Below are 12,129 nucleotides of genomic sequence, written 5' to 3' on the forward strand. Positions count from 1 at the left end.
GAGCTATGCGACTGACGAATTTCAACAATTTAGCAAAAGAGACACCAAGGCTCAGGTAACTTTAAAAAGTCTCAGACCTGAAATTATTAAAAGAAAAAAGATAATACCGTCGCTCAGATTTTAACTATTGTTATTAAACGACCTCTAATTGATGAACAATACACAATTGGTATGAATCTGTAAAAAAAACAACACCTTAAATCCATGACCCTTGTGTGTCACTCAGCAGGACACATCCAAGAACCCATCGGGGTCGGCTCCATGTGAATGAAGCCGGCCCAAATTCTTTTTTCGGTGTTTATTGCCGGAAGTCGGATGCAATATAAGTATGGAAAAAGGCGTTCTAATGAAAGTTAACACTCCGAAACAAGCTGCTTCGTGGCGTGAAAAAACGCCTCTTAAGCGGCGCTGTCACTGCTCTCCTGAATCAAAATACCTCACTGAATGAAACTATTGCCTTTTGTGGCAGGCCTTATGCTTGCCTTCAATGCCAATGCCATTGAAAAGAAACTTTATGATTTCGTCGTGCCGCGCGACGGTTCTTTCCGCGAGGCCCTCACGGCTGCAAACAACCGGTCGGACACCACACAGCGCTTCCGCATTTTCATAATGGACGGAGAATATCAGATCCCGGTCAGCGGAACAACCGTCGGAGGCGACGGTCTGGAGTATGGCGATCCGCGTTCCTGGCTCAAGACCCCGAATGTCTCCATCATCGGCGAAAGCCGCGAGGGTACAGTCCTTGTCAATACCACACCTCCGGCCTCCTGGGACAACGGCTTCGGCCCTTCGTGCCCCCTGGAGGGTATCGGCAAGGGCGATGTGCTGATCATCGAGTCTCCCGCCCATGACACCTATCTCCAGGACCTGACAATGAAGAGCGGAATGGCCGACCACACAGGCCGCAACATCGTTCTGCACGACCGCTCGGACAAGACGATAGCCAGAAACATCTGCATCTGGGGCTATCAGGACACCTATGTCTCGAACAACGCCTCAGGCCGCTTCTATTTTGACGGAGGTGTCATCCGTGGCCGCACCGACTATATCTGCGGCAAGGGTGATGTCTACTATGACGGCGTGACTTTCCAGCAGTGCGGTCAGGGCGGCTATCTCGCCGTGCCTTCGGTGCCACGCAAATACGGCTATGTCATGGACAGCTGCTACATCAGGAGCGAGACTCCCGATGTCACCTACTACCTTGGCCGTCCGTGGGGCAAAGGCACTCCGACTGCCATCTGGATCAACACCAGGGTAGATGTTTCCCCGATCACCAAAGACAAGCGCGGCTATAACGGCTGGGCCGATATGAGCGGCGGCTGGCCGGCGCGTTTCGCCGAATATAACACTTATCTTGCTTCCGGAGCCGGTGCGCTTGACCTTTCGGGTCGCCGTTCGCTCTATGTCGACCGCGAAGGCAAGGAACATGCCAACAGCCCGGTGCTCACCGAGGCCGAGGCACGATCCTACACCAAATCAGCCGTGCTTGACGGATGGAATCCCGATGCCGATGCCGCTCCAGCCGCTCTTCCTGCCGATGTTCGCGTTGAAAACGGTCGCCTGAAATGGAAGGGGAGTGACGATGCTCTGCTCTATGCCGTCTGCCGTCATGGCAAAGTCGTGGCTTTCACCACCAAGACATCATATAAGGTAGGGCCGGACGCTTCGGCTGACTGCTGGTCGGTCCGCGCCGCAAACCGTATGGGCGGACTTGGTCAGGCCGTCGGTGTTGCTGCCGGCAATAAGGGAGCCGAAAAGGGGAGCCGCTATGCGAAGCGAGTGCTGCGCACCACCGATGCCGCGTTTCTGAGTTCAGAAGAGGGTCGCCGCATCGGCGATCAGGTGCTGCTCTGGCAGCGTGTGACCGGCGGTTGGCCGAAAAATATCGACATGGTCACTCCGATGTCTCCTGAGCAGAAAGCCGCTGTCCTTGCCGACAAGGAACGTCGTGACGATTCGACCACCGACAATGACGCTACCACCACACAGATGATCTACCTCGCCCGCCTCTATCAGGCTACCGGCGATGTTCGCTACCGCGACGGTTTCCGTGCTGGGGTCGACTATCTGCTTTCAGGTCAGTATAAAAACGGCGGATGGCCGCAGTTCTGGCCCGTGCAGCGTGACTATCAGCCCCACATCACATACAATGACCATGCGATGGTCAACACAATGATACTACTGCGTGACATCCGCGACGGAAAAGAACCTTACGGCGGCGATCTTTGCGATCAGGCCCGCAAGAAAAAGATGAAAAAGGCCTTTGACAAAGGCGTGGACTGCATTCTTGCCACTCAGATCGTGGTCAACGGCAAGCCTACCGTCTGGTGTCAGCAACACGACCGTGAGACTTTGAAGCCCGCACCGGCCAGAGCCTATGAGCTTCCGTCGTTCTGCTCGTCGGAAAGCGCCGGAATCGTGGAGCTGCTGATGGCGATTCCCAATCCTGACAAGCGGGTCAAAGCCGCCGTCCACGGGGCCATGAGCTGGTTCGACAGATATAAGCTGACCGGACTTGCATGCAGCCGTGTGATGGATCATGGCGAGTTCAACACCGTGCTCGTCAAGGATTCGCTCGCCGGACCGCTCTGGGCCAGATATTATGATCTTGACAACTGCATTCCCTTTGTCTGTGACCGCGACGGAATTCCCCGCCGCAGACTTGAGGACATCGGCAGCGAGCGCCGCAACGGCTATTCCTGGTATGGCAGCCGTCCGGCGGATCTTTATGAACTCTATGACAAGTGGGCCGACAGATATGACCCGCAGAACAAGGTGTCGATAAGTCTCTCGACCAAGGGCGCCAACGAAAACGGCACTTTCAGACTCGGCGTCCAGCCAAAGGTGAAGGAGGAGATGTTCGACGCGGTTGTCAAGCGTGGCGAGAGCATCCAGGCCGCCATTGACAAAGCGCCTGAAAACGGCACAGAGCCTTTCAGGATCCTCATCCGCAAGGGTCTCTACAACCAGAAGGTCATCATCGACCGTCCGAACATCGTGCTTGTCGGCGAGCTGCGTGACAGCTGCATCATTGTCGGCGCGGAAGCCGGAGAAACCGTGATGCTGAAGGAATTCCGCGGAGAGAAAGCGCCGCGCGGCATCCTGAGCCTCACCGAAAAGGCCAATGACTGCCTGATCAGCGGCCTGACTGTCATAAACAATTACGGGACAACGGTCTCTAACACAACCACCCATCAGTTTGCGGTCTTCGGCAAGGCCACACGCACAATCATCATCAACAGCAACATCATTTCCGACGGAAACGACGCTCTCTCGCTCTGGGGCAAGGGTGAGGACGGCAAGGGTGGACTCTACTACCACTCCGATCTCTATGTCCGCTGTCCGGGAGTGGACTTCATCTGCCCGCGCGGCACCTGCTATGCCACCCGCTGCCGTTTCCTCGGCGACTCCCGCGCAATTCTCTGGCATGATGGCCGCGGCGACATAAGCAACAAGTTCGTCGTGACCAACTCGGAATTTGATGCGCTGAAGCCGACACCGCTCGGACGCTATCATCACGACTCGCAGTTCATGGTGCTCAACTGCCGCATGTCGAAAAACATCATTGATGCGGACATCAACCATGCCTACAAGGCCCAGCCCGCCCTCTCGTCGGGCAAAGAGGTTGATCCCTGTCCCTGGGGCCGCCGTGTCTACTACTACGGCTGCACCCGCGACGGTGGTCACAGCGGATGGCTTGCCGACAATATCGACACCGCCGCCGGATCTCCTGAATTCCATGCCGTGACTGCCTCATGGACTTTCAACCGCAAGTGGGATCCTGAGAAACGCATCCGCGATCTCTGGTCGGTGGTAGCCTATTGATAAGCCCGCATATAGCACCGGTCATTGAAATTACCCGGTCCGTGCCCTCGCACCTTAGCGACGGCAAGGGCCGCTTTGCTTTCCGCTTTGGTGAAACCGTATGGACTGATGCAATATAAGGACCTCCGGTCCGTTTTATTGATGAGGGATATCCGTTAATTCTCCTGTAAATGAAGAATCGAGTTCTGATTGTCAATAAGTTTTATTATCCCCGCGGGGGTGACTGTATCTGTGCCATGAATCTTGAACGCCTTTTGGGCGAGAAGGGTTTTGACACGGCTGTCTTCTCGATGGATTTTCCTGAAAACACGGCTTCGGAATGGTCTGCGTATTTTGCTTCGCAGGTAGAGTTTTCCGGCTCGGTCAGCGAGAAGCTGAAAGCAGTGAAGCGAATTTTCGGCATGGGTGACATCCGCGCTTCGTTCAGCCGTATCCTCGATGTCTTTGCCCCTGACATCGTGCATCTCCACAATATCCACAGCTATCTCTCGCCTCAGTTGGCCGCTATGGCCCGCAAGAGGGGGATGAAAGTTGTCTGGACGCTCCATGACTATAAGCTGATCTGCCCCTCCTACAATTGTCTCTCCGACGGGCGGCCCTGTGAGGACTGCCTTGCCTCTCCCTTCTCTGTGGTGAGGAAGCGCTGCATGAAAGGCTCGATGGCGGCAAGCGTCATGGCCTGGCTTGAAGCGTGTAAATGGTCGCGGCAGGTGCTGGAGCGCAATGTCGACGCTTTTGTCTGTCCGAGCGCTTTCATGCGCGAGATGATGCTGAAAGGCGGTTTCCGGTCCGGGAAACTTCACACGGTCTGGAATTTCGTCGACTCGGAAAAACTGAAGCGTTTTGCACGGACCGATCTGTCGGCGGACCGTGAGGACTATTGTTGCTACGTCGGGCGTCTTTCAGCCGAGAAGGGTGTGGAGATGATGCTCGAAACAGTCGTCGGCTCGCCCTACCGCATGAAAGTGGCAGGCACCGGACCGCTCCATGAACAGCTGATGGAGCGCTATGCCGGATGTGGCAACATCGAGTTTCTCGGCCATTGCAGCGCAGAGCAGGTGAGCGCCTTACTCAACAAAGCCACATGCTCGGTGATCCCGTCGCTGTGGTATGAAAACAACCCTCTGAGTGTCATCGAGTCACTTTGTGCCGGAACCCCGGTTGTCGGCGCTGAGATCGGAGGAATTCCGGAGTTGCTGAGTCCGGGAGAGTCAGGCATCGTTTTCCGTAGCGGCAGCCGTAAGGATCTGCGCCGTGCCCTTGACGAAGCCTTCGCACACAATTGGAACAATAGAACCATAAAAGACAAAGCCCTCGAAAGTTTTTCTGCCGAGAGGCATTATGAGATACTTAAAACGATATATCAGACTTGTTAAACAAGATCTTAATTGCTGAGTGAATAACCTTAATGAACCGTATAAAACCTACTGACGCTTCAATAATACTGACCTACCGCTGCCCGATGCGGTGTAAGATGTGCAACATCTGGCAGTATCCCACCGACCGCAAGGAGGAGATAAAGGCTTCCGACCTGCGTTCGCTTCCGAAGTTGAAATTCATCAACCTCACGGGCGGCGAACCCTTCATCCGCGAGGACCTGACCGAGATTGTCGAAGAATGTTACCGCCATACTGACCGCATTGTGATTTCGACATCCGGATGGTTCGAAGACCGCATCATAGCCCTCGCCGAACGTTTTCCCAACATAGGTATCAGAATTTCAATCGAAGGCCTGAGTCGGAAAAACGACGAGCTTCGGGGCCGTGAGGGCGGTTTTGACAAGGGCCTGCGCACACTTTTGCGCCTAAAGCAGATGGGGCTCAAGGATATCGGCTTCGGCTGCACGGTCTCCAACAACAATTCAAAGGACATGCTGTCGCTCTACCGTCTCTCGCTCTCGCTTGGACTGGAGTTTGCCACGGCGGCATTCCACAATTCCTATTATTTCCACAAGGACGACAACGCCATCACCAACCGCGACGAGGTCTGTGAGGACTTCCGCACCCTCATTGACTGGCAGCTGAAGGAAAATAGTCCGAAATCATGGTTCAGGGCCTATTTCAACATGGGGCTGATCAACTACATAGAAGGCGGACGGCGTATGCTCCCCTGCGAGGCCGGCTCGGCCAATTTCTTCATCGACCCCTGGGGTGAGGTCTATCCCTGCAACGGCCTGGAGGAAAAATACTGGAAGGATTCGATGGGCAATATCCACGACGCTCCTTTCATGGAAATCTGGACAAGCGAGAAGGCCGCCGAGGTCAGGGCCAAGGTGTGTACCTGTCAGAAGAACTGCTGGATGGTGGGGACGGCTTCGCCCGTGATGCACAAGTATATCAGACATCCGCTTGCATGGGCCTTGCGCAACAAACTGCGCTCCCTGCGCGGTCTGAAGCCTGATCTTGACAAGAAATGGTGTGACGTCGGGCAGGATCCGCGTCAGGGAATGCTGGGAAAGGTGTGATATGAAGATCGTAGTCATAGGCACAAGAGGCATTCCTGACATTCTCGGCGGTGTTGAGACCCACTGTGAGGAGCTGTATCCGCGCATCGCTGCGATGGGTCATGATGTGACGGTCATCCGCCGCACGCCTTACATCGCCGATGACAACCGCCGGACTTCCTATCGCGGTGTCAGACTCATTGACGTGTATGCCCCGCGCAAGAAGAGTCTGGAGGCCATAGTCCATACGATGCTCGGCGTGATCCGTGCGCGCGGACTCAGGCCTGACATTGTGCACATCCATGCCATAGGTCCCGCTGTGGTCACTCCGTTTGCCCGTCTGCTGGGCCTGAAAGTGGTGATGACCAACCACGGGCCTGATTATGACCGGCAGAAGTGGGGGCGCCTTGCGAAAAGCGTCCTGAAATTCGGCGAGCGAATGGGGACCCGATTCAGCAACCGCGTCATTGTGATTTCAGAAGTCATTGCGGGAATTCTGAAGAAGAGATACGGTTTCAGCACTCCCGATCTGATTTTCAACGGTGTCAACCGACCGGAAAAATCACCGCGCACGGACTATCTCTCGACCATCGGTCTGGCCGACACCCGCTATATCCTTGCGATCGGGCGCTTTGTGAAGGAGAAAGGTTTCCATGATCTGATCGATGCATTCGCCGCCTCAGGTCTGGCCGGAAAGGGGATCAGACTGGCCATTGCCGGTGACAGCGACCATGAGGACAGCTATTCGCTCTCCCTCAAGGCCAAGGCCCGTGAAAACGGAGTTGTGCTGACCGGCTTTATCCGCGGCGAGAAACTCAACCAGCTGATGAGCAATGCATCGCTGTTTGTGCTCCCCTCCTATCATGAGGGACTGCCGATAGCCCTGCTTGAAGCGATGAGCTATGATCTCGATGTTGTGGTGAGCGACATTCCCGCCAACCGTATTTCGGCACTGCGCAGTGACGACTTTTTCCCTGCGGGCGATGTCAGGGCCTTGTCCGAGGCCTTGTGCCGCAGGTGTTCCGCAGGTCGATCTCCACGCAGCTATGACCTTTCGCCGTATGACTGGGACTGCATAGCCCGCCGGACGGTTGAGGTCTATGAAAAGGTGCTGGGCTGACTCTCCGGCCTGTCTCATACGATATGATAAACGGCAAAAGGGCAGATTTCGGTCTGCCCTTTTGTCGTTTATATTTATCTCAATTTCGGCTCTCAGGCTTTCTCGGATAGGACTTTGAGAGCAGCTTCGTAGTCTGGTTCGTTGGAGATTTCTTCGACGAGGTCGCGGAAGATCACCCGGCGGTTTTCGTCGAGGATCAGCACCGCGCGGGTCAGCAGTCCTGCCAGGGGGCCGTCGACGAGCTGAACACCGTATTTCTGCCCGAACAGCGGCGAGCGGAAGGCCGAGCCGAAAAGCACATTCCTGATGTTTTCGATTGTGCAGAAGCGTCCCATCGCGAAGGGGAGGTCCATAGAGACACAGATCACCACTACGTCGTCGAGCTTGGCGGCTTCTTCATTGAAACGGCGCACACTCATGGCGCAGACCTCTGTGTCGAGGCTTGGGAAGATGTTCAGGACAACCCGCTTTCCGGCAAAGTCGGTGCAGAGCAGCTGGGAGAGGTCTGGTCCTGAGAGGTGAAAGCAGGGTGCGGTTTCGCCTACTGAAGGCAAGGTACCGCAGGTGTGACAGGCTTGTCCTTTGAAAAATACGGTTTCCATATATGTCTATATATTTGTTTTTTGAATTTATAAGTATGTCCGGATGGCGGGGGCTCAGTCTGTGAGAGCCATTGTCTGTAAAACAACGTTTCCCAACTCGCGGTTGAGTCCGAGATTGACATTTTTGATATTGCCGTCGCTGTCGGCCATGATGACTACCGGGAGTGAGGTGACACCACAGTCGCGGGCCAGTGACTTGCCGTTCATCAGCAGGTGTTCGCCGGGGCGCACGGAGGGTACGACCGCCTCGATCGCGTCGGTGTTTGTCGAGTTGAAGACCCAGATGACATCCACGGCCTTGGGCAGAGAGTCGGCGGCACCGCGGACAGCTTCCACGATCTCGGAGTTGAATCCTGACACCGGGTCGAGGATGGCGATGACGGTCGGTGCGGCGAATTTTTCGCCACGGTGGTGGGTGTAGCGCTCGCCTGTGGTGGTTGGCAGAGTGAAGGTTGGCATCGGTGTGCCGGCAAGATTTTCGATGTGGAAATTGTTTTCGCGGTATTTTTCGAAAATCTCAGGATATCGGGCTGTGAGCGCCGCGTCTGAAAGGTCCGGGCAGTTCATCCGTTCCGGATAGGTGTAGCTGACGAAGATTGTCTGCTCGGTGATCTGTCCCGGATTGCTTTCGGTGTCGATGCGCAGCGGGAGCATGGTCTCTGCGTCGAAGAAGAAGTCCTTTTCTGTGGCCACGACCTCGCTGACAGTGAAGACCGTCGAGACTTTGATGGCTTTTTTGCCGTTGAATGTTGCGGGAGGGGCCACTGAGATGCTGTAACGGCTGTCGCCGGACATCGTTTTCAGTTCGCGGGCTATGAACGCGGGGTAGAGGTCGGCGAACTGGGCGCTTCCCTGGACTCCGGCAGAGCGGCCTGTCGGGCGGAACGGGATTGAGTCCCACTCCATGTGGTATTCCTGGAGGCGTTCGTTGCGGTAGCGGTAGTGATGGCCGTCAAAATAGGCCGAGAAGCCCTCTACGTGGCCTGTCGGGGTCTCCAGTGACCAGTCGGTCAGGTAGGAGCAGGGGGCCAGAGGGTCGCCGGGGGCCGGGGCTGAGGAGAGGCCGACGGTGTAGACCACATCGCTCTCGCTCTGGGGCAGTGTGACACTGAAACGTGCATCAGCCTCGTAGCACCCGATTGATTCAAGCCGTGAGATAATATCAGCTATCCCCTGAGCCGACAGACCCAAGGGATATAACGCTGTTAACACCATTAACAATCTTGCGTTCCCTTTCATAAATACAATAGTTGACGTTCATTATAACAACGCCTTGCCGGGCGAATGTGTTCACCCGCAGCCGTGAAAATTTTGATGGTATGGTGCAGTGGATGCCCGGCAGTGATGTTTTGCAATCTCGGCCGGCATTGAATGATTGTTGTTATCTTATTTCTGGAACAGATTGTTGACAGCGATCCTGAAGTCGTTGAACATAGCGGAAACCGGGGTCAGGATCGGTTTGAAGGGGTGGACGACACCGGGGGTGAATACGCGCAGTCCTTTGTGATGACAGCGGACGTTCAGGCGGTGGTCCATCTCCATTGGCTCGCCGTCGACATGGGAGGGGCCACGGTGTTCGCGCTCGATGATGATGTTGTCGGTCCGGAAGGTGTGGATCAGCATGTTGCGTTCGATCATTCCGGTGAGCATGTCGACGCCTACCAGGGCGGTCGAGAGAGTGTTGCCCGCGTGGATGATGGTGACGTCAAGAAGCCCGTCGTCAATTGAGGCGCTGGGGGCTATGTAGGCGTTGTTGCCGTATTGCGAAGCGTTGCAGACGGCCACAAGGAAGGCTTTTTCGGTCAGAGTCTTGCCGTTGGCTATGATGGTGTAGTGTTCCGGCTCATAGCTGGCATAGGTCTGGAAAGTGCTCTGTATGTAGGTGAGTTTTCCGCGTGTTTTCTTTTTGGCGAAAGCCGCGCTGACGGCGGCGTCGAAGCCGACTCCGCAGGTGCAGAAGAATTTCTTGTCGTTGACGGTTGCGTAGTCGATGTCTGTCGCGTGGTTTTCAATGATGACCTTGAGACCCTCCTTGAGGTCTACGGGAATGCCGAGATGTCGGGCAAGACCGTTGCCCGAACCGCAAGGGAGTATGCCGAGAACGACACCTGTGCCGCAAAGCGCTGCGGCAGTCTCGTTGATTGTGCCGTCACCGCCGGCAGCAAGAACAGAGTCACATCCTTTTTCTATGGCTGAGAGAGCCAGGCGAGTGGCGTCGCCGTGGCCTTTGGTATAAGCGGTCTCGACTTCCCAGCCGAAGGGGCGGAGGGCGTCGATAACCATGCGGTCAAGTCCGGCTTTGCTTCGCGTGCCGGAGATCGGATTGATGATTAGTCTGGCTTTGGGCATCAGATAGTTACACGTCTGGTGGAGCTTCCGATTTTAATGATATAGATTCCTTTGGCGCTCATTGGCAGGCGGTGGATTCCGGCAGGAAGTGTTGCCTGGGATATGAGCTGACCGAGGATTGTGAATACTTTCACGCTGACCGGACGGGGAGTGGCGATATAGATGAAATTTTCGCGCACGGCCATTTCCGCCTGGGCTTCCGGATCGGATCGCATTTCGGTGAACATGCGGTCAGGCGCATCGACAGCTTCCCAGCGCGTGGCGGCGCCGGAGAGCAGCGAGGTGAGGCCAAGTATCAGTATGATAAACAGTTTCCGCATGATTTCCGGTTGAAATTGTCCTATATATATTGCAAAAGTAATAAAAAAAATTCACCGCGCAAAAAAATCCCCTCATCCGGGATTTGACGGGATGAGGGGCAGTAACAGTAAAAGTGTGTTTTTTATAGTTGATAGAGTGGATTCTCAATACATTGGTGTGAACGCTTTGGAGCGGAAGAGTTTGCCGGTGACATCACCTATGTAGTCTTTGCTCTTGGAGACGTCCAGTTTCATGACCGGCGCGCCCGGACGCAGATCGCATTTCTTCAGGTCGATGTAGAAGAGGCCGGGGTTGGTGACCACATCGAAGTAGTAGAGACGGTCGCGGAGGTTGGAGAAGGAGCGCCACTGGGTCGAGCTGATGTTGCCTTCGCCCTGGACGGTGTAGGTGTAGGGGACGGAGACGTTGAAGAGGATTGAGCGTGTGATCGCTACTCCGAGGTCTGCGTCGCCGGTCTTTTCGACATTCTGGTCGAAGAAGTCGGCGCGGACATATCGGTCAGGACTTGAGACGGTGCCGGGGAGGGTGTGTGTGCCACCCTTTTTGACCCAGTAGTCATTGATGGCGTTCATCTGCGGATAGGTGGGGTCGTTGGTGAGGACTCTGAGGTCCTGGCCCTGATAGATACGGATGGTTCCGTGGTCGAATTCGACCATTGCCGATTTGCCCGAAGGATCGGTGATGCCCCAGTGGAGGGTGGAGGTGGTGCCTTCGTCAAATGTCGCACCTGAGATGTTGAAATCCTGGGCGGCGAGCAGGGCTACGGCTTCGTCGGTTGTCCCGCAGAGGTCGAGGATCCATGCGGGGAACATGGCCAGTGACATCGGCGGCCTGTTTTTGGTCGAGTCGTTGACATAGACGGTGCCTTTACAGAAGAGTCCGTTGACTACGAGGCCTTTTTCATTCATGCCTTCCGTGATGCCGCCCTCGTAGCTGACGGCGTAGACTGATCCGTATTTAGAAGTCCATTCCACTGATCCCGGCAGAGAGTTGCCGGCTTTTTTCATGCCGCGGGGATAGACATATATGTTTGTCGGGATGGGTGTTTTCCAGTCAAGTGAACGGCCTACGATGCGCAGACTGTCGGAGCCGACATAGAGCACTCGTGAGCAGCCTTCGGCATGCTGGGTGCCCAACATCGCGGTCAGGGCCAGTGCCATGGCGAATAATTTAGCCTTCATAACAGTTGAAATTGGTGGGTGTTAATTGGAGATATACACAAGTAACAACTGTCAGGGCCGTAATGTTTATTGTCTGACCGATTCTTACGCGAGGTCCGGATATAAGACTCCCGCCGGAATCTCCTGACCTTTAAATTGGCAAGCTGTGAGAAAGGTCTTTGTGGGGAGACGTCCGGCGGGAGCTATGGGGAAAATGGGGAGTTTTTCGGGAGGGATTTTGGGAGATCTGGTAGATTTGGGAGGGCAATCGGGAGGAGTGGGAGTACTGATAGGTATCAGCGTTTGCGG

Annotated in this window: 8 protein-coding genes and 2 pseudogenes; 5 read left to right on the forward strand and 5 right to left on the reverse strand. The window is 55.2% G+C overall.

From position 1 onward, the window contains the following. Nucleotides 1–609 precede the first annotated feature (609 nt). From K2H17_RS11235 to K2H17_RS08410, 5 genes and pseudogenes are all read left to right on the forward strand, one after another. A pseudogene (locus K2H17_RS11235) lies at nucleotides 610–1,362 on the forward strand (pectinesterase family protein); the annotation flags it as partial. 438 nt (nucleotides 1,363–1,800) lie between these two features. Further along, nucleotides 1,801–3,825 (forward strand): annotated as a pseudogene (gene pelA / locus K2H17_RS08395) (pectate lyase); the annotation flags it as partial. Between the two features lie 236 nt (nucleotides 3,826–4,061). Continuing rightward, on the forward strand, nucleotides 4,062–5,201 hold the full coding sequence (locus tag K2H17_RS08400) for a glycosyltransferase (protein WP_300133706.1): 1,140 nt from the start codon (nucleotides 4,062–4,064) through the stop codon (nucleotides 5,199–5,201). Nucleotides 5,202–5,233: 32 nt separating this feature from the next. Beyond that, nucleotides 5,234–6,289, forward strand: a complete 1,056-nt coding sequence (locus K2H17_RS08405) for a radical SAM protein (protein WP_300133708.1) — start codon at nucleotides 5,234–5,236, stop codon at nucleotides 6,287–6,289. A 1-nt stretch (nucleotide 6,290) separates the two neighbouring features. Continuing rightward, a complete protein-coding gene (locus K2H17_RS08410) occupies nucleotides 6,291–7,388 on the forward strand; it encodes a glycosyltransferase family 4 protein (protein WP_300133709.1) in 1,098 nt (365 codons plus the stop codon). A 92-nt stretch (nucleotides 7,389–7,480) separates the two neighbouring features. Here K2H17_RS08410 and tpx read toward each other — a convergent pair whose 3' ends face one another. The 5 genes from tpx to K2H17_RS08435 all read right to left on the reverse strand — a co-directional run bounded on the left by tpx (nucleotide 7,481) and on the right by K2H17_RS08435 (nucleotide 11,841). Beyond that, nucleotides 7,481–7,990, reverse strand: coding sequence for a thiol peroxidase (gene tpx / locus K2H17_RS08415; protein WP_300133710.1), 510 nt, complete (start codon nucleotides 7,988–7,990; stop codon nucleotides 7,481–7,483). 54 nt (nucleotides 7,991–8,044) lie between these two features. Continuing rightward, a complete protein-coding gene (locus K2H17_RS08420) occupies nucleotides 8,045–9,229 on the reverse strand; it encodes a hypothetical protein (protein WP_300133711.1) in 1,185 nt (394 codons plus the stop codon). A 147-nt stretch (nucleotides 9,230–9,376) separates the two neighbouring features. Beyond that, the gene (locus K2H17_RS08425; protein ID WP_300133713.1) at nucleotides 9,377–10,339 is read right to left on the reverse strand and encodes a diacylglycerol kinase family protein; all 963 of its coding nucleotides are present in this window, start codon (nucleotides 10,337–10,339) and stop codon (nucleotides 9,377–9,379) included. Then, a complete protein-coding gene (locus tag K2H17_RS08430) occupies nucleotides 10,339–10,659 on the reverse strand; it encodes a T9SS type A sorting domain-containing protein (RefSeq protein ID WP_300133715.1) in 321 nt (106 codons plus the stop codon). Before K2H17_RS08430 ends, K2H17_RS08425 begins: the two co-directional genes overlap by 1 nt. A gap of 144 nt (nucleotides 10,660–10,803) precedes the next feature. Then, on the reverse strand, nucleotides 10,804–11,841 hold the full coding sequence (locus K2H17_RS08435) for a linear amide C-N hydrolase (RefSeq protein WP_300133717.1): 1,038 nt from the start codon (nucleotides 11,839–11,841) through the stop codon (nucleotides 10,804–10,806). Nucleotides 11,842–12,129: the final 288 nt, after the last annotated feature.

The organism is Duncaniella sp., from assembly GCF_029054785.1.
In the GTDB taxonomy this organism is placed as follows: Bacteria; Bacteroidota; Bacteroidia; order Bacteroidales; family Muribaculaceae; genus Duncaniella.